We start from the raw sequence: 22,098 nt of genomic DNA on the forward strand, positions 1-22,098 counted from the left end.
GGGCAGCGCCTGCTGCGGCTTCAGGAGTAACATGGCGCTCTTTTGCTCAGGAACCCTGCCATGACGACTCCCAGCTTCACCCAAGTCACGCTGTACACCGATACCGACGGCCGCGCCCGCTTTCGCGAAGAGGAAATCGCGCTGACTGAAGGCAACCCCAACGCCCGCCTGTCGCAGATCCTCAATGCCAGCGGCGTGCAGTTCCGTCAGAGCCCGGTCGGTTTCCGCAGCGCCATGCACTGCACCGGCACGCCGCAATGGCTGTTCATTCTCAGCGGCGCGATGGAAGTGGGTCTGGTCGATGGCAGCTCGCGCGTGTTCGTCGCCGGTGAGCACTTCTACTCGGCCGACACCCTGCCGGAAGGCGCGACCTTCGATCCTGCCATTCACGGCCACTGGAGCCGCCAGATCGGCAATCAGCCGCTGGTAACGGTGTTCGTGAAGTCCTGAAGACGCTTGTGACCCCTGTACAGCCCCCAATCATTAGGCGGCTACACAGGGTGCCCGCCGGACTCAGCTCCGGCGCAGCGGCAGGCTGACAATGAACTCCGCTCCGCCGCCATCAACGCGGTTACGCGCCACAATAAGCCCCTGGTGGGCACTGATGATCTCGCGGCAGATCGCCAGACCAAGACCGGTTCCGCCAGCGCCGCTGCGCGTCTTGCTGCTCTGGACGAACTTGTCGAACACCGCATCGAGTTCGTTCTCCGGAATACCTGGGCCGCGATCGGCCACCCGCACCTCAATGGCAGGCACCCGGCTACCGTCCTTGGCTTCGAGCTGACCCGGCTGGAGCTCCAGTTCGATCTGGCTGCCCGGCACCGAGAACTTGATCGCGTTGGAGAGCAAATTGCGCAGCACCTGGCTGAAGAGCTTGCTGTCGACCGCCGCAAACGCGGCGCCCGGATGTTCGAACAGCAGGCTCTGACCACGCCCGGCCGCCATGGCTTCGTATTCACCGAGCACATCGCGCACCAGCCCGGCCAGGTCCTGCTCATGCAATTGGATCTCCATGCGCCCGGATTCGAGCTTGGCCAGATCCAGCAGATCATTGAGCAGACCCATCAAGCGCTCGCCGCTGACCACGATGCGCTCGAAGTAACCAAGCAGGCGCTCGGGCTCCACCGTCAGGGCGCGCTCCACGCCGATCCGGGCGAAACTCAGGACGCCGTGCATCGGTGTGCGCAGCTCGTGCGACATATTGGTGAGGAACAGGGACTTCGCCGCATTGGCGCGCTCGGCGGTCTCCTTCGCCATGAACAGACGTGCCTCGGCCAGGCGCCAGGGCGTGACATCGAAATTGGCGCCGACGATCACCGGCCGGCCTTCGTCATCCAGACAACTGCCCTTGGCGATCACGCGATAGCGCGGCTGACCCGTGCTCGGGTGCTGGCGATATTCTTCCTTGAGCACTTTGCGGCCCTGCAGCACCTCGGCATCTTCGGCGAACACCAGACGCGACATCTCCGGGCTCACCGAGGAGACCTGCCCCACCAGCTTCTCACGCGCCAGGCCACGATCCTTGGCAAAGGCCTCATTAACCATGATGTAGTGGCTGCTGGCGTCCTTCACATACACCGGCTGCGGAATCACATCGATGAGGCGCTGCACGTATTCCTGAATCCGCTGGCGGCGATCCGTTTCGCGCCCGAGTGCTTCCGAGAGCTGCCGCTCCGCGAGACGCCAGGGCGTGACGTCAAACACCGATACCACGATCACCGGCTTACCGGAAGCATCCTCGCAACAAGCCTTGGAAATGACCCGGTAGCGCTCTTCGCCAGTAAGCGGATGGGGCTTGTACTCCTCCTTCACGATCAGCTCACGACTGCCCAGCACAAACGCATCTTCTTCACGCGTCTGGGCGATGCCGATCTCGGCACTGACCTCGGGCGTGACCGAGCTGACGCCACGCAACTCATCCTTACTCACGCCACGATCCTGCGCAAAGGCGTTGTTGACGAGCAGGAAACGACTCTCCGCATCCTTCACGTAGACCGGATAGGGGATCACATCGATCAGGCGCTGGATGTAGTGCTGGGTGCGCTCGTGATTGAGCTGCTCGCGCTCGAGGGCCTCGGTCAGCTCGCGCTCGGCCTCGTACCAGCGCGTCACGTTGAAATTGGCCACCACGATCACCGGATTGCCGTCGGCATCCAGGCAGCTGCCCTTGGACACGAGGCGATGGCGCTCCTCGCCGGTGAGCGGGCTGGGGCCGTGTTCTTCCTTGAAGACGACCTTGCCGGCCAACACCTCCTGATCCTCGGTGGTCACCGTGTGAGTCAGTGCCGCATGACTCTCCTCGATCCAGGCAAAGGAACGCAGGCCGATGATGTCCTCACGCGGCACGCCCATCTCGCGAACCTGGGCTTCGTTGACCATCATGAAGCGGCTCTGGGCATCCTTCACATACACCGGCTGCGGAATCAGGTCGATGAGGCGCTGGATGAAGGCCTGGGTACGTTCGCGGCGCTCGGTTTCGCGTTGCAGCGCAGCGCGCAATTCGCGCTCGGCATTGCGCAGCGAGGTGATGTCGATATGCGTGCCGACCAGCACGGTACGGCCATAAGGATCCACGCAAGGGCCTTTGGCAAACAGGCGATCGCGCATCTCGCCCGAACTGCGGTGCAGGGTGCGCTCTTCCTTGCTGACGATCAGGCCATCATGGATCACCGCCCGGTCTTCACTATTGACCTTGAGCGCCACCGGCGACTGCGGATGCTCTTTTGAGAAGGAGGTGCGGCCGATCAGCTCGGCCACGCTGCAGCCGTAGTAATCGGCCATCGACTGGTTGGCGAGCAGGAAACGGCTTTCCTCGTCCTTCACGAACACCGGATGCGGAATCACGTCGATCAGGCGCTGAATGTACTGCTGGGTTCGCTCGCGCAGCTCCACCTCGCGCTGCAAGGCCTGCTGCAATTCACGCTCCGCTTGGTACCAGCGCGTCACATTGAAGCTCGCCACCACGATCACCGGATTGCCATCGGCATCCTCGCAGCTGCCCTTGGTCACGATGCGATGCCGCTCCTCGCCGGTCAGCAGCCAGGGGCGATGATCCTCCTTGCGGATCGAAGCGCCGGCCAGCACGGCCAGATCCTCGCTGCGCACGGCCTCGCCAATGGCGGGGTCTTCTTCGCCCACCCGCGAGATCGAATCGATGCCCGGGATGTCTTCCTTGGGCAGCTGGAAATCGCGCGCAAAAGCGTCGTTAACCATCAGGTAACGGCTTTGCGCATCCTTCACATATACCGGCTCCGGGATCACATCGATCAGGCGCTGGATGAAAGCCTGGGTGCGCTCGCGCAGCCGGCGCTCGCGCTCGGCCGCCTGCCCAGCAGCACGCTCGGCCTGACGCCAGTGAGTGATATCGAAATTCGCGCCGACGATCACCGGCTGCCCTTCGGCATCCAGGCAGGAGCCCTTGGTGATGAGGCGGAAGCGCTCCTCTCCGGTGTACATGTGCGGCAGGCATTCCTCCTTGAGGATCACCTCGCCGGCCAGCACGCGCAGATCCTCGTCGGCAATCGAGCTGGAGAGCTGGCGATCGGTGGCCAGACCATAGGAGCTCTGCCCCATCAGCTCTTCCCGCGAGCGCCGGCGCTCAGTGCAGAAAGCGTCATTGACCAGCAGATAGCGGCTCTGTGCATCCTTCACATACACCGGCTGCGGAATCACGTTGATCAGGCGCTGCACATAGGCCTGGGTGCGCTCACGTCGCAAGGTCTCGCGCTCCAGCGCGGCCTGCAGGGCGGTCTCGGCGGCGCGCCAGCGCGTCACGTCAAAATAGGTGCCCACCACCACCGGGCGCCCGCTGGCGTCCACACACGCACCTTTGGAAAGCACCAGATGGCGGTGCTCGCCCGCCCAGGCATGGCAGCTGTCGATTTCCTTATAAATCACCCGCCCAGCGAAGACTTCGGCATCCTCATGCAGGATCTCGCTGGCCTGCTCAACCGGCGTGCCGATTTCCGCGGGCGTATGTCCAAGAATCTGCTCGCGCGGCCGCCCCAGGGCCTTGGCGCAGGCTTCGTTGAGCAGTACGTAGCGGCCCTCACCATCGCGCACAAAGACCGGCTGCGGAATCACGTCGATCAGGCTCTGCACATAGGTGCGAGCCCGCATGGTGGCTTCGAGCTGCTCGCGGCTGGCCTCGGCAAGCTGACTACAATCCTCACAGCTCAACAGCACTTCACGCAATCCACCGCGACTCAGCAAACGCGCGCGTAGCGATACCAGCACCGGTTCGGCATCTTTCCGCTCAAGCCAGGCCTGCTCCGTGTGCACGGTTTCGCCGGACAAGGCACGCGCCTGCTGGCGCGCCTGAACCAGACACCATTCTCGCGGCAGCACCGCGTCCGGACGCACATCCAGCAGGCGTTCGCGAGCCACGCCGCTGAGTAGTGCGAAGGCCTCGCTACAGGCGCGGATCCGCCCGTCCTCACGCAGCACCACATAGGGCAGATGGCCCAGATCGAGCGCCGCCCGGGCATAACCCAGTTCGCGGCGCAGCTCTACGAGTTTCCAGCCGAGAAATACCAGCCCCGCCAGCAAGCTGGCTGCGAGCGCCTCCATTCCCTCCATGCCCCACTCCATGCCCTGCCCGCTTTCTTGTCTTGAGCGATTCGCGTCCGCAGCTTAACGCCTCGGTCCGGGTTTGTGACAACCTGCAGGCATCTGCCGTCACTGATCCCCCGTCAGCGGAAAAGAAAAAGGCCGCCCTCGGGCGGCCTCTGCGGCAGGGATGCTTACTTCTTGCTGCTGTCCTTGGCGGCCGATTTGGCCGGTTTGGCTGCGGCTTTGGGCGCTTCAGCCTTGGTGATTTCAAGCAGTTCGACTTCGAAGTTCAGGGTCGCGGAAGGCGGGATCGGGCCGCCCGGGGTGCCTTGATCACCATAAGCAATGCCCGGCGGGCAGACCAGACGGGCCTTGCCGCCCACCTTCATCTTGGCCACACCTTCAGTCCAGCACTTGATCACGCCGTTGAGCGGGAACTGGGCCGGCTGGTTGCGGGCGTAGGAGCTGTCGAACTCCTTGCCGTCAGTCAGCGTGCCACGGTAGTTCACCTTCACGATGTCAGCCGCTGCCGGGCTGGCGCCCGTGCCTTCCTTGAGCGGAATGTAGATCAGGCCGGAAGCACTCTTCACGGCACCCGCTTCCTTGGCGGCCTTGTCCGCAAATTCCTTGCCGGCTGCATTGGCCTTCTCGGCCTTGACGGCGGCACGCGCCTGCGCCAGTTGCTGGATCTTGGGGCCATACACTTCCATCTCGACCGCCGGCTTGGCGCCGCTGGCCGCATCCGTCAGACCCTTCTTGATGAACTCAAGCTCGGCCGGCGTCGCGCTGAAAGAGTTGGACACCTGCTGGCCCAGCACCGTACCCAGCGCATACATCGTCTTCTGGTCATCGGTCATGTCAGCCGCATGTAGCGGCAGGGCCAGGCTCAAAGCAGCAACGAGAACAAGTTTCTTCATTACGGTTCCTTGTGGATGAGGCCGGTCAAGCCGGCACGAGGGGCAAGCATACGGAATTGCAGCGAAAGCTCCAGCGCTTGCAGACCGGCGCAGCAGCCTGCAGTTCCCCCGGAGCCGCCTTCAATCAATCGTTGATGCCCTGGCTAGCAAGGTATTCCTCATAAGTGCCGCGGTAATCCACGACCTCGCCGTTTTCCTTGAGTTCAAGAATGCGGGTAGCCAGAGAATCGACGAACTCGCGGTCGTGCGAGACGAAGATCAGGGTGCCGCCAAAGTCCATTACGCCAGAGTTCAACGACTCGATGGATTCCATGTCCAAGTGATTGGTCGGCTCATCCAGCAGCACCACATTCTTGCGCTGGAGCATGAGGCGACCGAAGAGCATGCGGCCTTGCTCGCCCCCAGAAATCACCTTGACGGATTTCTTCACGTCATCGCCCTTGAAGAGCAGACGGCCGAGCGTGCCGCGAATCAGGGTTTCGGCGTCGTCGCCTTCATAGCCACCTTCGCGCACATAACCCGAGATCCAGTCGGTAAGGTTCTCGTCGACTTCGAAATCCTTGGCATGATCCTGTGCGTAGTAGCCGAGCTTGGCCTTCTCGGCCCACTTGATCGTGCCGGAGGTTGGGGTGAGCTCGCCTACCAGCAGCTTCATCAGCGTGGTCTTACCGACACCGTTCTCACCGATGATCGCCACACGGTCGCCCGCATCAAAGGTGACCGTAAGCTTGTTGATGATTTTCTGGCCCGGCTCGTAGCCGAAGCTAAGGTTTTCGATCTCCACCGCCTGACGGTGCAGCTTCTCTTTCTCGTCAAAGTCAAAGCGAATCCACGGGTACTGGCGGCTGGAAGGCTTGAAGTCCTCAATCTTGATCTTCTCGATCTGCTTGGCGCGGCTGGTGGCCTGACGCGCCTTGGACTTGTTGGCCGAAAAACGGCGCACAAACTCCTGCAACTCGGCGACCTTTTCCTTGGCACGCGCATTGTCACGCGACTGCTGCTCACGCGCCTGCTGGGCGGCTTCCGTGTAGTCATCCCAGTTGCCAGGGTAAGTCTGGATGCGGCCGTAGTCCAGGTCGGCCATGTGCGTGCACACCTGATTCAGGAAGTGGCGGTCGTGACTGATGATGATCATCGTGCTGTTGCGATTGTTCAGCACATGCTCCAGCCAGCGGATGGTGTTGATATCGAGGTTGTTGGTCGGCTCATCGAGCAACAGGATGTCCGGATTCGAGAACAGCGCCTGGCACAGCAGTACGCGCAGCTTCCAGCCCGGCGCCACTTCACGCATCGGGCCAGTATGTTGCGAGGTCGGAATGCCCACACCCAGCAATAACTCACCTGCACGCGCCTCGGCCGTATAGCCGTCGTACTCGGAAAACTGATGCTCCAGCTCTGCCGCGTGCATGTAGTCGTCTTCGGAGGCTTCCGGATTGGCGTAGATCGCGTCCTTCTCCTGCATGCAGGCCCACATCTGCTCGTGGCCCATCATCACCACGTCCAGCACCCGCACATCTTCATAAGCGAACTGATCCTGGCGCAGGAAGGCCATGCGCTCACCCGAATCCAGCGCCACGTTGCCAGCCGAAGGCTCCAGCACACCCGCCAGAATCTTCATGAAGGTCGACTTGCCGGCGCCGTTGGCGCCGATCAGACCGTAGCGGTTGCCGTCGCCGAACTTGATCGAGACGTTTTCAAACAGGGGCTTGGCCCCGAACTGCATGGTGATGTTGTTGGCGATAAGCACGACTGGTGTTCCCGGAAATCGGCTACCCGGAGGGGCAGGCAGCAAAGCTCACTATTCTAGCGCAGCACAAAAAAACCCGACAGCTCAAGCAGTTGCCTGACTTTTTGATCTGTTGCCGAAATGCAAAACAAAGTAATAAATGAAAAAAATGATGCGATTAATCAATTCCATAACCAGAGGGTATCGGTGTAGGATTTGTTCCTACTTGTTACCGGAATCAAAACCAGTGACAAGTCCGGACCGTCTGGCGACGGCCAGACAACAGCAACCAAGGATTGCAGCCAGGGCAGCGCCCGGACTGACCATCCATGAAGGAGACTCAAGATGCATCGTTCGATCAAACCCGCAGCCGGCGCGCTGCTCCTCAGCCTGATCCTGGTCGCCTGCGGTGGCGGCGGTGGTGATGATTCGGGTAGCAGCACGACAACTGCAGCCGCCTCCAGCGCAGCGGCGTCAAGCAAGGCAGCCTCTTCGACGGCAGCAGCCACCTCCTCAGTTTCAGCGGCTGTCTCGACGACAGACTGGACCTTTAACGACAGTGCTTACGCCGCAGCTGATACTGCACTTTTCGCGGCTACTTACTCTTCCACCGGAGACAACAGCATCAAAGCTCTGCTGGTTGATGGAACATTGAGTGCGGGCGATCTCTCAACTGCGTTATTGAACGGCAGCGGGCAAGTTAGCTATGACGGACTGCTGTTCAACTCAACCGCAGCCAGCGTCATCCGCTACCGCCCGACAGGCAATTCAAGCTGTGCAAACTGTTGGAATACCAATGGATCTTTCTACACCAGCAATACAACCCTGCTTCCAGCAGTAGGCGGTGACCTCAACACAAATGGCAATGTTCGCACCTACATTGCGATTCCTGTCACCGCAGGCAAGGCTTTCACCGTTACGGTGAACTACAAGCAAACCTCGACTACAGCTACGGCTGGGAAAATAGCTCTTGCTGGCAGTGACAACAAGCTCTTGGTTGCCAAAGACTGCTTTGCCAGTGGAACCGTTGACAGCATCACCTACTCAGGCGCCGCAAACCACGCATACACGCACATCAAGATTTTCTACGGTCGCGAAGGTGCTAGTGGTGGCGGTGTGAACATCACATCCATGCAACGGGTTCAATAAAGAAAGAGCGCTAATTACTTTACAAAGCCCTGTCTGAGGACGGGGCTTTTTAATTCCGCTTCAGTCTCAGTCAGCCTCGCCCCACTTCGCCATCAGGCGATGCGCCACCCCCAGCTGATCCAGAATCCGCGCCACAACGAAGTCCACCAGATCCTGCAGGGTCTGAGGATGGTGGTAGAAGCCGGGATTGGGCGGCAGGATCACGGAGCCCATCCTCGATAGGCGCAGCATGTTTTCCAGGTGCAAGGTGGAGAATGGCGCTTCGCGCGGCACGATCACCAGCTTGCGACCTTCCTTGAGGCAAACGTCCGCCGCACGCTCGATCAGGTTGCTCGACAAACCCGCCGCCACAGCGGCCAGCGTGCCCATGGTGCAAGGGCAGATCACCATCGCATCGGGTGGATTGCTGCCGGAAGCGATCGGCGCAAACCATTCTTCCCGGCCGTAAACCACAAGCTGCCCCTCCGCCGCGGCGAAGCGCGCTCGCAGCATCGCCTCGGTTTCCCGCGTAGAGCCCAGCTGCAGATCCATTTCCTGTTTCGCCACGATCTGCGCCGCCTGGGTGTAGACCACCTGCACACGGCATCCCGCAACCAGCAGGGACTCGATCAGACGCAGGCCATAGGGCATGCCGGAGGCCCCGGTGAGGGCTACGGTGATGGTTTTCATGGTCAGGGTAGGAAGTGAGAGTCAGTCGATCCTAGCACTGCAGACTGCGGGGTCAATCCAGCACAGCACGCAACAGCTAAACCCGGAGCCTTTCCTGCCGTAAAACGAGACGTACCCTATTCGAACCCTGCGCCTCCATGCTCGGCAAACTGATCACCGCCTTCCAGCACTGGTTGGACGACACTCCCGCCCCAGTCGCTCCGCGCGCCAAGCCCACCACTGCTTCCGCAAAAGAAACCGGTGCGCCTATCCCCGAGATAGCGGCACGCCCCCTGCCTGCCGGCATGACGGTGGAGGCCGAACCAGTGCTGGTGCATCGCGAAGTGCTGGATGAAGCATTAGCCGTACGCGGTGTGGAGTTTTTCGTGCGCGGCGAGTTGCGTGACAAGATCCAGACCCAGCGGAATGCCGCGCGCCGTTTTCTCGATGGCGTGCTGGTGGATCAACTCGCCAGTTTGCGCCACACGCCGATGCGGCAGCGTCAGGCCTGGGTGCAACTCTCGGAGTTGAGCCTAATGCGTTTGGGCACCGGCAAGCTGCCGGCACGTGCCTGTGTGCTGCTGCTTGCCGATGACACCAGCCGGCCGGCCTCGGCAGATCTGCGTGAAGCGATGAGCGCCATGCAGGATGCCGGTCACGAGGTCTGGCTCGATGACGTGATCGGCAGCCCCTGGTGTCACAGCCTGCTTGGACAAGCCAGCGGCGTAACCCTGAGACTCGCCCTGCGCACCCCCTTCGAAGCGGATGCACTATTCCGGGAGGTGCGCGAACTGCAGCCGGGCATCCGGCTCGGCGCCTGGGATGTGAATACTCAGGAAGACTTTGAGCTGGCGCGTCGCCTGCGCTGCACACGTTTCTCCGGCGCCTTTGTGACCCGCCGCGAGGACTGGGGCGGCAATGAACTCTCACCGCAGATGCTCACCGTGGCCTCGTTGATCAACCAGATCCAGGAGGAAACCAATCTGCGCGAAGTAGCCCGGGTCTTGAAGCAGGACATGGCCATGTCCTACCGCCTGTTGCGTTACGTGAATTCAGCCGCTCACGGCCTGAACCAGCAGATCGCCACCATCGAGCAGGGTCTGCTGATACTGGGCCAGGCGCAGATGGATCGCTGGCTGACCCTGTTGCTCCTCTCCGGCGGTGCAATGGGCGATACCGCCCTGACCGAAATTGCGCTGACCCGCGCCCGCTTCCTGGAACTCGTCGGCAGCTATCGCCTGCCGCCCGAGCAATGCGAGAAGCTGTTCGTGCTGGGCCTGTTCTCGATGCTTGATGTGGCCCTCAAAGTGCCACTTGAAACCGCCGTGAAGCCTTTGCGCCTGGCCGAGCCTCTGAACGCTGCCCTGCTGCGCCACGAAGGCGCTTACGGCATGTACCTGTCGCTGGCTGACGCCTGCGAGCGCGGCGTGGCGTCGGAAATCGCACGCTACGCGCTGATGCTGGGACTGACCAGCAACAAGGTCAGCGCACGCCAGGTAGAAGCGATCAACTGGGTGGCCGAAATTGCCGCCCAGCCTGCCCTGCGCGCCCGGCAGTAAAAACCGCTCAACGCCCTGAGGACGCCTTTAGGACTGCCCAGTAACGGCTCTCACAAAAAACTACGCCGGCACAAGCCGGCGCACATTTCTACTCAGGGCCCAAACTTGGGACCACAGGCTGCTCAGTGCAGCTTCTCGGGCGCGCCGCAGCACTTCTTGTACTTCTTGCCGCTGCCACAGGGGCATTCCTCGTTACGGCCCGGCACATCCTCGGCACGGATCGGCTTGCGCGAGGCATTCACCACTTTGAGGTAACGCCGCCAGAACACGTAGAGGTACTGCAAACCTGCCACCAGCAGGCTGATGACTTCGTCACGCTCGTTTTCGGTGAGCGGATGGCCGGGGGACTTCTCGCCGGTATCGAACGCAGCGATCAGGTTGAGCACCGCCACGCACTCTTCGTCTTCTTCCAGCGCATCCCAGTACTGGTCTTCGAGCCAGTCCATGCCATCACGAAAGCCGCGCGCCCAGCCTTCGGCCAGCGGCCAGCCACTGTCGAGCGGGTCTTCAAGATAGGGGAAATACATCAGCTCGGAGCCTTCACTAGCTGACACGCCGGACCAGTCTTCGCGGAAGCCGGCCGACACGCTGTTCCAGTGGCGGATCAGGAGCTCGAAGACACGGCGGGTATCTTCCTCGCTGATCTCGCCGTCCTCTTCCTCGCCCAGCACCACCGGCAGCCACTCACTCGGCAGGATGGTCTCGGGGCCGATGATCAGGGCGCAGAACAGACCATCGAGTTCCTCAATCGCGCAGGAGCCGGGATAACGGTCCAGCAGCGTGTCGAGCTCTTCGAGTTCGTCGTCATTCAGCGGAGTTTCAAGCTGGGGTGCAGTCATGGCAGGTACCGGAGAGTCAATAGCGTATTGTCGCCTACAACAGGTTCGATCGGCCCGGATTTGTCAGGCTTTGCTCGGAGCCGTGAGCCCCATGGAAAGATAGATGCTGGAGAGTTGCTCGACACCCATATCCGCCGGCTTTACCCATTCGGCCGGCACATACAGCAGGCCGCCGCCGATCGGGATCGGCGCAGTCGGCACCAGTACCGTACGATAGGGCTTGCCGCCCAACTCAATGATCGCCGGATTGGGCATCAGGGCCAGTACGGCCGTGCCGCCCTCGCCACCGAAGAAGCACCACACCGGTTTCATGGCCGCCAGATCAGTCTGCTGCTTGCGATCGAACATGCCGACGAAGCGATCCGTGGCGTCATACAGCGTGCCGATCAGGGGCAGGCGCTTGACGCTGCGGTCGATCAATGCCCGCAGGTGGCGGCGCAAGCTGGTCTGCACCACCAGGCCGAGCGCAAACACCACGCTGAGCAACACCAGCACCCCGAGCAGATAGGCTTTCCACTCGTTTTCCACCATCTGCAGGCCGATTGCCGAGAACAGGCCACCGATGATGCTGCCCGGCCCAAGCAGTTGCTTGATGAGATTGGCGACCCAGCCCAGCATGATGAAGGTGAGGATCAGCGGCAGCGAGGCCAGCAGCCCCGCCAGGAAGGTATTCAGCGGCGCCTTCAGGATGCGTTTCATTGGCCGCCCTCGAAGAGATCCGGCGCACCGCTGCGCGGCTGCACGAGACCGAAATGGCGCCACATCACCGGCGTGGCGACGCGGCCACGCGGCGTGCGCTGCAGATAACCCTGCTGGATCAGATAAGGCTCCAGCACATCTTCAATAGTGTCCGGCGCCTCACCGATGGCTGCGGCCAGATTGTCCAGCCCGACCGGGCCGCCACCGAATTTCTCCAGCATCGCGCCGAGCATCTTGCGGTCCATCAGATCGAGGCCAAGGTGATCAACGTCCAGCATCGACAGGGCAGCATCCGCCACCAGCTTGGTGATGCGGCCATCGGCCTTGACCTCTGCATAGTCACGACAACGCCGCAGCAGACGGTTGGCGATACGCGGGGTCCCGCGCGCACGGCGGGCGATTTCGAGCGCGCCTTCCTCCTCGATGGCGACGCCGAGCAGGCCTGCCGAACGGCTGACGATGTAGCCCAGTTCTTCGGGCGTATAGAACTCCAGCCGCGCATTGATGCCGAAACGGTCGCGCAGCGGGTTGGTGAGCATGCCGGCCCGCGTGGTGGCGCCAACCAGGGTGAAGGGCGGCAGATCGAGCTTGACCGAACGCGCGGCCGGGCCCTCGCCGATCATGATGTCGATCTGGTAATCCTCCAGCGCCGGGTAGAGGATTTCCTCGACCACCGGTGAGAGGCGGTGGATTTCGTCGATGAACAGCACGTCGTGCGGCTCAAGATTGGTCAGCAGCGCGGCCAGATCACCAGCGCGCTCCAGCACCGGGCCGGAGGTCTGGCGCAGATTCACGCCCATCTCGGCGGCAATGATGTGGGCCAGGGTGGTCTTGCCGAGGCCGGGCGGGCCGAAGAGCAGCACATGGTCGAGCGCCTCGCTGCGATTCTTGGCGGCATGGATGAAGATCTCCAACTGCTCGCGGATCTTCTGCTGGCCGACATACTCGGCCAGGCGCTTGGGGCGCAGGGCACGCTCGATGGCATCTTCCTGCGGTGTGGTGGTCACGGCGGAGACGATGCGCGGCGCACCTGTGCCCTGAATCTGATCTGTTTGAATCATGACGAGGAACATAGCACAGGGCACAGGGCTGGCGTACTCTTGAAAATCAGCACGCAAGGAAGACCATCATGGGATTACTCGACTGGTTCCGCCAGAGCACCCCCAGCCTTGGCGATGAACGCCTGTCCCCCGATCTGATCAACAACACCATCGCCTATCTGGTGAAGATGACGGATTCACGCCTGACGCTGGTGCCGCGCTACCACGAACGGCTCAGCGGGCCGGTGCGCATCTGCCTGGAGTTCCTGATGGCGCGCCGCGGCGACATGCCGGCCGTGCATGACGCTACGGCCCTCGCCTGGTCGCTGGACCCCTCATTGCACGCATTCTTCGGCGCCGCCGACAGCATGCAGGAAGTGTTCGGCAGCTGCGACTCACTGCGCAATTACGCGGCCCAGAGTTCGCCGCTCGATCCGATCTACGCCGTGCTCGCCATGGAGTACGAAGAGAACCGGCATTTCGGCGTCGGCATGCAGGGGCAGATGGTGGTGCGCGATGTGGCGCAGACCGCGCTCTCCTTCCGCCAGCCACGCCTGCGCCTGTTTGCCCGCACGGAACAGGATCTGTGGCGCAGTGTGGCCCGCCGCCTGCTCGATGAGCTGGCCGTCACCGCACTGGAGCACATGGAAGGCGAGCAGGCCCAACGCCGCGAACTCGCCGAGCAGCGCCAGCTGATCAGCGCCCGCCTCGCCACCTTCCGCCAACGCGGCGCCGGGGCGGACTCCTTCCTCGGTGGGGATGGCCTGCTGGTGAGCAACGATGACTCGCACGCCTTGCTGCAGAAGCTTGAGGAGAATGAAGCCGAACTCGCCGCCCTCGGGGGCTCGGAAGACTTGCTGGAGCGCCAGCTCGGTTATCTGGTGGAAGTACTGACCGAGCCGGCCAAACACCTGCAGATCGAACGGCGCACGGTACGTCTCGATAGCATGAACGTGGTCTGCGAGGGCCACAGCGGCGAGGAGGTTGAATTCGGCGTGGTCAGCTTCACACGTCAGTTGCCGCAACGCCGCGCCTTCCTCCCGCTGCGGGTGGATCGCAGCCTGATCGGTGAGGGGCGCAAGCTCAAGCTCGACAGCGCCGAACGCTGGCTCTGATCACACAGGAAAACACCGGCAGGCCCGCATGCGTGGGGCTCTGCCGGTGTTTCCGATTCAGACTGCGGGCCGATGTTCCGGCGTGGTATTGATGAGGTGCGCCTGCGGGCTCTGGCTCAGGGCCAGGTAGCGCTCGTACTGGCGCAGTACGTCGGCAATCACTTCTTCGCGCCGCAGATACTCGATGGTGTAGCCGCTGCGGCCGTCCGCAAAAAAGGTCAGCGGCGTCCAGGTGTGGCGACGCTCGCTCGCCGGCAAACCGGTTGCATTCAATGCGAAGGCCGCCAGCGGGCGCGATACAGGACGCACCCCGTACACAAAGTCGCGCAGGCTGGCTTGCGGCATCACCAGCGCGCAGGCGCCATCCGCTTCGTGACGAAGTTCCGCCGCACAGCCCTTACTGCGCATTTCAGCCGCCACCTCCTCCAGCGCCGGGAGCACCAGCTGGGTGATGAAGTGCTTCACGTCATATTCGGTTGGCTGGTGCAGGATCTGATCCAGCCGCTGCTTCCAGTGCAGGCCATTCCAGAAGGAGCTGGCAGGGGTGAACTTCTGCTGCGCATGGCGATGGTCCGCCGCCAGCCCGCGCCACAACGAATACACCAGCAGCAGCATGATCACCGCAAAGGGCAAAGCCGCGATCAGGGTCATGGTCATCAAGGCCTTCTGGCCACCGGTTCCCATCAGCACGGCGGCTGTCATGCCCAGCAAAATGGCCCAGAACAGACGCTGCCAGACCGGTGAGGGGCGATCACTCCGGGACGAGAGCATGTCCAGCATCAACGCTCCAGAATCCGCTGAAGTCACAAAGAACACACTGATCAGCAGCAGCGCCACCGTCGAAGTCAAAAGCGGTAGCGGCAGATAGTCGAAGAAGCTAAACAGCAGCGCATCGACATTGCCCGCTGTAGCAGAAAGCGCCCCTTGAGCCACATTCATGTCAAACCAGATCACCGAGTTCCCGAACACCGTCATCCACAGGAAGGTGAACACACTGGGGATCAGCAACACCCCGGCGATGAACTCACGGATCGTGCGGCCGCGCGAGATGCGGGCGATGAATAGGCCCACAAAGGGTGACCAGGACATCCACCAGGCCCAGTAGAGAACCGTCCAGCCTGTCAGCCAGCCTTCGCTGTTAGCCGGCGCATAGGTGAAGTTGCGCAGGCTGAGGCTGGCAAAGTTGCCGAGGTAATGCCCCAGATTATCGCCAAACGCTCCCAGCAGATACTGCGTAGGGCCGGCGAACAGCACGAAGAGCATCAGCAGCACAGCCAGCACCAGGTTCAGCTCCGAGAGGCGTCGCACGCCCTTGCCCACGCCGGTCGCGGCGGAAATGCCGGCCAGGACGATCACCCCGGCAATCAGGCCCAACTGCACAGCAAAACCACTGGTATCCCAGCCGGTCAGGCGATGAATCCCGGCAGCCAGTTGCACCACGCCCAGGCCAACCGAAGGCGCCAGGCCGAACAAGGTGCAGCACAGCGCGAAAATGTCGACCGCATGGCCCGCCGGCCCGTGGATACGCTCGCGCAGGATCGGGTAAAGACCGGAGCGCAACGACAATGGCAGGTTGTAGCGGAAGCCAAAATAAGCCAGCACCAGACCCACCGTGCCATAAATGGCCCAGGCACCGAAGCCCCAGTGCAGGAAAGTACTGCTCATGGCCTCGCGCGCGGCCAAAAGCGTTCTGCCCTCGCCCAGCGGTGGTGAAACGAAATGCTGTAGCGGCTCGCCAACACCGTAGTACATCAGACCGATGCCCATGCCAGCGGCAAACAGCATCGCCAGCCAGGAGGGGAAGCTGAATTCCGGCTCGGATTCATCGCTACCCAGCCGGATCTTGCCGTAAGCACTCAGCGCAATCCCGACCAGGAAGATCACGAAACCGGACACGGCCAGAATGTAAAACCACGAGAAACGCGTTGCGATCCAGCCCTGTACGCTGCTCAGGAAAGCTTCGGCTCCGGCTGGATCGCTGCCACAGAAGATCAGCAGGCCAATGATCAAAGCCAGGCTGGGTAATAACACGGGCAGGTTGAAAGTGTGGAAGGGCGCTCGCACTTCACTCATCTGATTCTCCTGTCATGGCACGCAAGCAAGCGCTGTCAGCTACGGACAGAAACAGCATGAAGCTTGCGGCAAGGGATGCGCGCTGCGCGACGCAAAGAAACTGCTCAACTAAAGATGTTGGCTGGCATGCAGTGGATAACAAAAATGCAAAAAGCATTCATCAACAAGTCATCCATGTCTTTCATTGAAGACACGAGGGCGGCGCGGAGAGTTCCCCTGGCATGCCTGCCCTGTGTGTCAGAGTGTGAATCAGACCGCAGCGAGCCGCTCCAGACACCAGCCCCCGCCACCTTCGAGGCGCAAAGCCTGCTGATGGAAGGCCAGCAGGCTGCTGCGATGCCCAACGCTGATCAGCGTGCTCTCCGGCAGGCGCTCACGCAGCAAGGCATACATGGCGTGCTCGAGGCCTTCGTCCATCGCCGAGCTGGATTCATCCATGAAAATCACGGCAGGCTTCGCCAGCAGAGCGCGGCCGATGGCCAGGCGTTGCTGCTCACCCAGCGAGAGAATGCGGCTCCAGTCAGCCTCTTCGTCGAGTCGTTCGATCAGATGGGGAAGCTGACACTGGCGCAACACCTCGGCGGCATGCTCATTGACGAGTGCTGGCGCCGGATAGAAGAGCGCGGCGCGCAGCGTACCGAGAGGCAGATAAGGCTTCTGCGACAGGAACAGCACGGCACGCCCCTGCGGCCGCACCACCTGCCCCACGGCAAAGGGCCACAACCCCGCCATGGCTCGCAGCAGGGTGGTCTTGCCTACTCCGGAAGGGCCGCGAATCAGCAGGGATTCGCCGGCAGCCAGCTCCAGGTCAAGATCCGCAAGCAGCACCTGCTGCGTCGTTGAACGCACCGTCAGCGCGCTGACGGCCACCCGCGCGCCATCGCTACGGATTTCCACTACCGGCAGTGCTGCGGTCTGATCGATGACATCCAGAAAACCGCCAAGGCGTGCCAGCACAGCCCGATAGCTGGCAAACTCATCGTAGGAACTGCGAAAGAAGGACAGCGCGTCCTGCACCTGGCCGAAGGCCTGCGAAGTCTGCATCAGATCTCCCAAAGTGATCTGCTGCGCAAACAGCCGAGGCGCCTGGATAATGATCGGAAAGACCACCGCCAGCTGGCTCACAGCCAGGTTGAAACCCTGCAGTTTGAGACCACGAAAGAGCAGATCCCACATATTGCGGATCACGCTGGCGAAGCGCTGCAGCAGGGTGCTGCGCTCAACCTGCTCACCCGCATAGAAGGCAATGCTTTCACCATATTCGCGCAGGCGGATCAGTGCATAGCGGAAGTCGGCGTTGAAGCGCTCGTTCTGGAAAGTCAGTGCGATCAGCGGACGGCCGATCCAGATTGCTAGCCCGGTTGCCACAGCCACATAGATGTAGACTAGAAAAACCATCGCTCGCGGGATCTCGAAACCCAGCAGAGCCAGCGCGCCGGACAAGCCCCACAGCATGAGGGTGAATTCGATCAGCGACACGATGGCCTCCAGCATGCCCAGTGAGAGCTTCAGCGTGCCTTCGACGAACTGGGTGACATCCTGCTGGATACGCTGATCCGGGTTGTCGATCTGCTCCGCCAGATACTGGCTGCGATGATAGGTCTGGCCGGCCAGCCAGCGCTCCATCAGGCTCTCGCTCAGCGCTGCGCGCCAGCGGATCTGGAAGGATTCGCGCAGATAGGTGGTGAACAAAGCACGCGCCACATGCAAAGCGGCCAGCACCCCGAATACGCCCATCAGGAACCAAAAAGGCTTGGCTTCCAGCTTCTGCATCGCGGTGTAGATACCGTTGTACCAGAAGGAAAACAGCACATTCATGCGCACCGACACCAGGGTCAGCAAGACCAGCAAGACCACCATCGCCAGTGGCCGCCAGCTGCGGCGCGGATCGAACCAGGGCCAGGCGATCCGTTTGACCTGCCGCCCCCAGGCGCTGCGCCGGGCCAGCCACAACACGATGCTACCGAACACCAGCACGCTGATGACGAAGGCCTTGGCCAGCCACAGCGCGCTATTGACGAGTTCCTGATTCCAGTCCATCTGCATCCCCGAATATGAAACGCCTTAGAAGCTGTTCACGATCTGTAGCGAGAGGCCGTCAGCAGGGCATCGATACGCACAGGAACCGGAGTGTATGTTGATCAATGAGAATTCCGTGCAGCGCATGAGCCCTCTCAGTGATCAATGAGCGGCCTCGCAGTCAGATCGCAAACAGCTTCTTAGGGCCGCACCGCCTGCAGCGCGCCTGCAATGTCTTCACTCAGCCGCGCCAAAGCTTCACTGTGTGCTGCCACGCTGGCTGTCGGGCCTCGCCCGGCGGCTTTTACACGGTATTCACTGCTGCGCTCAGCGGCAAGCGCCTGCTTCTCGCGCGACACGATGCGCCAACGCACCCGCAGCACTACTTCGCCCTGCGCGCTGGTGTCGAACTGCAGCACTTCGAGCGGCACCTGGATCGCCGGCGCTTCAGTCAGCGGCCACGGCCAGGCCTGCAGCCGGCTCGGACTGCTACGCCGCACCAGATTGTCGCGCAGCACCCGCTCAAAGGCGGCCTCCAGCGGCTCAGCCCATCGCTCGCTGTCGGCCACCTCGAGGCGGTTATCATCCAGGCGCGTGATCAGGCCACGCCGCGTCAGGTAGTCCGGCCACTTCAGCGGCCCGAGACCCACCGCCACCGGTAGGCTGGCTCCGGCCTGCACTGCGGCCTGCGGGCTGAGCTGATAGAGCTGCAGGGGCTGCGGCGGGCTAGCACTACAGGCAGCGAGCAACAAACTCACAAGAATGAGGATGGCGGGACGCTTCATCACTTGGGCTCCTTACGTGCGGCGGGGCTTCTGCCAAACAGCAGCGCGTTGGGCTGACGTTCGAGGGTATCGCTGAGCTCCTGCAGGGACTGGGCTGTGCCGCGTAACTCGCGCAGGGTCTGACCCGCCTCGTGCAGGGCTGGCCCTCCCATGCCAGCCAGCTCGGACAAGGTCGCCGCGGTACGGCGCAATTCATCGGCTGCCTGCGTCAGGCTTTCCATCGGCGCAGCACTCTGCGCGCTCATGCTTGCCAGGCCATCTGATGCAATGCCCATCTTGTCCATGTTGAGCACGATGCTGTCGAGGCTCTTGTCGAGCTTATCCGCCAAGGGCCCGATCCGCTGTTCGAGTTGCTGGCTCACGCCTTGCATGGCACCAAGGCTGGCATCCACCTTGGCCAGTGAGGTGCGCAATTCCGGGCTGCGCACAAAGTCACGAGCGCTTTCAACGATCGCCGCCATGTCCTTGAGCAGGCTTTCAAGATCCACCTGTTGCAGTTTCTGAGCGATTTCCTGCACTGGCGACACTACGGTGGGGATCTCCGGCAGGCGTTTGGTCGGTGCGCGGTAGACCAAAGGCTTGTCCGGCAACAGATCGAGATCGATGTAGAGCTGACCGGTCAGCATGCTCTGGCTGGCCAGGCGCGCACGCAAGCCACGATTGACCATTTCGTCGATATTCGGCAGCAACTCGTCGGCTGCGTCACCGTCCACATCCAGCACCTTGCGCGGAATCCCTTCCATTACAACCGGAACCACCAGCTGATCGTGACCGGCGTCATATCGCAGGTCGATGCGCTGCACCGAGCCGATCTGCACCCCACGGAAGACGACCGGCGCACCGATCTGCAATCCATAAACCGAGCCCTCGAAATACATCACATAGCGCGGTTTGCGGGTGAAGAAATCATGGCCTGTGAACAGGAAGATCCCGACCACGATCAAGACCATGGCGCCAAAAACAAAGGCGCCAATCAAGGCAGGACTGGAGCGCTGACTCATGGGAGGTCTCCACGCGAAAGAAAGGCACGCACGGCCGCCGGGCCATGGTGCAGGAGTTGTTTCGGATCGCCGCTGGCGATCATGCTGCGGCTCTCCGCATCCAGAAAGATGGCCTTGTTCGCCACCGCAAAAATACTCGCCAGTTCATGGGTGACCAGCACGATGGTGGCACCGAGGCTGTCACGCAACTGCAGAATCAGTTCATCCAGGCGCTTGGAGCTGAGCGGATCAAGCCCAGCCGACGGCTCGTCAAAGAACAGGATGTCCGGGTTCAGGGCCATCGCCCTGGCGAGCCCGGCACGCTTTTTCATGCCACCGGAAATTTCGCTCGGATAGTAATGCTCGAAGCCCGCCAGACCAACCAGCGCCAGCTTGACGCTGACAATTTCGCGAATTGCATCCGCCGGCAAGGTGGAAAACTCCTCCAGTGGCAAAGCCACGTTTTCGGCCAGGGTCAGCGAACTCCATAAGGCACCTGCCTGGAACAGCACGCCGAAGCGGCGTTTGAGGGCAGCCTGGGCGGCAGGATCAGCGGCCCAGAAATCCTCGCTGCCATACTTCACTGTACCCACCACCGGTGATTGCAAACCGATCAAGTGACGCAACAGAGTACTCTTGCCACAACCGCTGCCCCCCATGATGACGAAGATGTCGCCACGCTGGACGTCGAAGCTCAGATCATGCTGAATCACCCGACCGTCATAAGCCATGGTGAGATCCCGCACCGTGATGGCTGGCCCCGACGTACTCACAGCCCGAGCCTCTGGAACAGGATGGTCAGCAAGGAAGCCGACACGGTGATCAGCAGAATGCTGGTCACCACCGCGGAAGTGGTGGCCTCCCCCACCGCCTGGGCGCTGCGCCCGCAATCCATGCCGCGCCAGCATCCGGAAAAAGCCACCAGCGCGCCGTACACGGTGCCCTTGAACATGCCGATCAGGATATGGCTCCAGGACAAGGCAATGACCGTTTCGTTGAAATATTCGCGCAAACCGACCCCGAAGACAGTAGTCGCCACCAGCATGCCGGCCACAATGCCCACTACGCCGGCATACAGAGTCAGCAGCGGCACCATCAGCAGCAGGGCCAGCAGGCGCGGCAGCACCAGATAGTCGATCGGTGAGAGCCCCAGGGTGCGGTAGGCATCGATTTCCTCATTGACCTGCATCGTGCCCAGCTGCGCCGCGTAGGAGGCGCCGGTGCGGCCTGCCAAGATGACCCCGGTCATCAGGGCACCGATCTCGCGCACCATGCCGATTGCAACCAGGTCCGCAATGTAGATCTGGGCGCCGAACTGGGCGAGCTGCACTGCGCCCATGTACGCCAGGATGGTGCCCACGAGAAAACTGATCAGGGACGCAATCGGCAGGGCGCGCGGGCCGCTGGCTTCGATCAGCCACAGGAAGTCTCGCCGCCGCAAACGCGTCCGCCCGCGCAGCAGACGCCACAGACTCTGAGTGATCTCGCCGGTGAAATGCAGGGCACGCGGCAGGTCCGACCAGACATGCAAGGTAATCAAGCCCAGGCTGACGAAGAAACCAGGCCCCTGCGCTGGATGTGTCTGAGCTTGCGGTGGCACCGCCAGCGCCAGTTCTAGTAGCTTGCGCATGCTGTCCGGCAGCCCACTGCCATCCACCTGCACACCTGCCTGCACAGCCCTGCGACACAGGCGCAGCAGCCAGGCCAGCAAGGCGCCATCCTGATCACTGAACGTACCAGCCTGCAGGCGTAGTTGCTCCGCACCCGCCCACAGCGCCGCTTCCGGCAGCAATGGTGCGGGCACTTGCCAGTTCCAGGCCCCCTCGACGAACACATCGAGCTGCATCGCCTGGCGAGCAAAGCGGGCTTGAGCGGAAAGGGAAGCGTCCGTGCTCATTGAGTTTTCATCAAGGACTGATGGCCTGCAGGGTAGCGCAAGCCAGACAGGATTGGACAATCAGCGCGCACGCCCTGACCGGAAGTCCAAAAACAAAGCGC

At 61.9% G+C, this 22,098-nt stretch carries 18 protein-coding genes; 5 read left to right on the forward strand and 13 right to left on the reverse strand.

All coding sequences use genetic code 11. The annotated features are described in order from the left end of the window. Window positions 1-60: 60 nt before the first annotated feature. Window positions 61-450, forward strand: coding sequence for a hypothetical protein (locus Q3Y64_RS08130; RefSeq protein WP_101942057.1), 390 nt, complete (start codon window positions 61-63; stop codon window positions 448-450). 63 nt (window positions 451-513) lie between these two features. On the opposite strand, the gene Q3Y64_RS08135 is transcribed toward Q3Y64_RS08130, so the two are convergent. The 3 genes from Q3Y64_RS08135 to Q3Y64_RS08145 form a co-directional block, all read right to left on the reverse strand. Then, window positions 514-4,578, reverse strand: a complete 4,065-nt coding sequence (locus tag Q3Y64_RS08135; protein WP_303560833.1) for a PAS domain-containing sensor histidine kinase — start codon at window positions 4,576-4,578, stop codon at window positions 514-516. 164 nt (window positions 4,579-4,742) lie between these two features. Then, the gene (locus Q3Y64_RS08140) at window positions 4,743-5,468 is read right to left on the reverse strand and encodes an FKBP-type peptidyl-prolyl cis-trans isomerase (RefSeq protein ID WP_303560835.1); all 726 of its coding nucleotides are present in this window, start codon (window positions 5,466-5,468) and stop codon (window positions 4,743-4,745) included. 124 nt (window positions 5,469-5,592) lie between these two features. Continuing rightward, window positions 5,593-7,215, reverse strand: a complete 1,623-nt coding sequence (locus Q3Y64_RS08145; RefSeq protein ID WP_303560837.1) for an ABC-F family ATPase — start codon at window positions 7,213-7,215, stop codon at window positions 5,593-5,595. Window positions 7,216-7,539: 324 nt separating this feature from the next. Between Q3Y64_RS08145 and Q3Y64_RS08150 the strand changes: the two genes are divergently transcribed. Further along, on the forward strand, window positions 7,540-8,343 hold the full coding sequence (locus tag Q3Y64_RS08150; RefSeq protein WP_303560839.1) for a hypothetical protein: 804 nt from the start codon (window positions 7,540-7,542) through the stop codon (window positions 8,341-8,343). 66 nt (window positions 8,344-8,409) lie between these two features. Here Q3Y64_RS08150 and Q3Y64_RS08155 read toward each other — a convergent pair whose 3' ends face one another. Further along, entirely contained in the window at window positions 8,410-9,012 is a 603-nt protein-coding gene (locus Q3Y64_RS08155; protein ID WP_303560840.1) for a flavin prenyltransferase UbiX, read from the reverse strand. Between the two features lie 137 nt (window positions 9,013-9,149). Here Q3Y64_RS08155 and Q3Y64_RS08160 point away from each other — a divergent pair, with 137 nt between their 5' ends. Next, window positions 9,150-10,550 (forward strand): EAL and HDOD domain-containing protein, encoded by a 1,401-nt coding sequence (locus tag Q3Y64_RS08160; RefSeq protein WP_303560841.1) that lies wholly within the window; start codon window positions 9,150-9,152, stop codon window positions 10,548-10,550. A 122-nt stretch (window positions 10,551-10,672) separates the two neighbouring features. On the opposite strand, the gene Q3Y64_RS08165 is transcribed toward Q3Y64_RS08160, so the two are convergent. From Q3Y64_RS08165 to ruvB, 3 genes are all read right to left on the reverse strand, one after another. Next, entirely contained in the window at window positions 10,673-11,389 is a 717-nt protein-coding gene (locus Q3Y64_RS08165) for a UPF0149 family protein (protein WP_303560843.1), read from the reverse strand. Window positions 11,390-11,452: 63 nt separating this feature from the next. After that, complete coding sequence (locus Q3Y64_RS08170; protein ID WP_101942077.1) at window positions 11,453-12,088, reverse strand: DUF502 domain-containing protein; 636 nt, start codon at window positions 12,086-12,088, stop codon at window positions 11,453-11,455. Then, window positions 12,085-13,149 carry a Holliday junction branch migration DNA helicase RuvB gene (gene ruvB / locus Q3Y64_RS08175; protein ID WP_101942242.1) on the reverse strand — a complete coding sequence of 355 codons (1,065 nt, stop codon included), beginning with the start codon at window positions 13,147-13,149 and terminating at the stop codon, window positions 12,085-12,087. Before ruvB ends, Q3Y64_RS08170 begins: the two co-directional genes overlap by 4 nt. 68 nt (window positions 13,150-13,217) lie before the next feature. Between ruvB and Q3Y64_RS08180 the strand changes: the two genes are divergently transcribed. Beyond that, window positions 13,218-14,243, forward strand: coding sequence for a hypothetical protein (locus Q3Y64_RS08180; RefSeq protein WP_303560847.1), 1,026 nt, complete (start codon window positions 13,218-13,220; stop codon window positions 14,241-14,243). Between the two features lie 57 nt (window positions 14,244-14,300). Here the strand turns inward: Q3Y64_RS08180 and Q3Y64_RS08185 are convergent, their stop codons facing one another. Then, on the reverse strand, window positions 14,301-16,316 hold the full coding sequence (locus Q3Y64_RS08185; RefSeq protein WP_303560849.1) for a BCCT family transporter: 2,016 nt from the start codon (window positions 16,314-16,316) through the stop codon (window positions 14,301-14,303). Window positions 16,317-16,330: 14 nt separating this feature from the next. Between Q3Y64_RS08185 and Q3Y64_RS08190 the strand changes: the two genes are divergently transcribed. Next, window positions 16,331-16,504, forward strand: a complete 174-nt coding sequence (locus tag Q3Y64_RS08190) for a hypothetical protein (protein WP_303560851.1) — start codon at window positions 16,331-16,333, stop codon at window positions 16,502-16,504. Between the two features lie 61 nt (window positions 16,505-16,565). Here Q3Y64_RS08190 and Q3Y64_RS08195 read toward each other — a convergent pair whose 3' ends face one another. The 5 genes from Q3Y64_RS08195 to Q3Y64_RS08215 all read right to left on the reverse strand — a co-directional run bounded on the left by Q3Y64_RS08195 (window position 16,566) and on the right by Q3Y64_RS08215 (window position 21,997). Continuing rightward, window positions 16,566-18,356, reverse strand: a complete 1,791-nt coding sequence (locus Q3Y64_RS08195; protein ID WP_303560853.1) for an ABC transporter ATP-binding protein/permease — start codon at window positions 18,354-18,356, stop codon at window positions 16,566-16,568. 179 nt (window positions 18,357-18,535) lie between these two features. After that, entirely contained in the window at window positions 18,536-19,120 is a 585-nt protein-coding gene (locus tag Q3Y64_RS08200) for a membrane integrity-associated transporter subunit PqiC (RefSeq protein ID WP_101942081.1), read from the reverse strand. Then, window positions 19,120-20,121, reverse strand: a complete 1,002-nt coding sequence (locus tag Q3Y64_RS08205) for an MlaD family protein (protein ID WP_303560856.1) — start codon at window positions 20,119-20,121, stop codon at window positions 19,120-19,122. The genes Q3Y64_RS08200 and Q3Y64_RS08205 overlap by 1 nt, the downstream gene beginning before the upstream one ends. After that, on the reverse strand, window positions 20,118-20,831 hold the full coding sequence (locus Q3Y64_RS08210) for an ABC transporter ATP-binding protein (protein WP_101942083.1): 714 nt from the start codon (window positions 20,829-20,831) through the stop codon (window positions 20,118-20,120). The genes Q3Y64_RS08205 and Q3Y64_RS08210 overlap by 4 nt, the downstream gene beginning before the upstream one ends. 38 nt (window positions 20,832-20,869) lie before the next feature. Beyond that, window positions 20,870-21,997 carry an ABC transporter permease gene (locus Q3Y64_RS08215; RefSeq protein WP_303560859.1) on the reverse strand — a complete coding sequence of 376 codons (1,128 nt, stop codon included), beginning with the start codon at window positions 21,995-21,997 and terminating at the stop codon, window positions 20,870-20,872. Between the last annotated feature and the right edge of the window lie 101 nt (window positions 21,998-22,098).

It is taken from the genome of Uliginosibacterium sp. 31-12, assembly GCF_030548425.1.
In the GTDB taxonomy this organism is placed as follows: domain Bacteria; phylum Pseudomonadota; class Gammaproteobacteria; order Burkholderiales; family Rhodocyclaceae; genus Uliginosibacterium; species Uliginosibacterium aquaticum.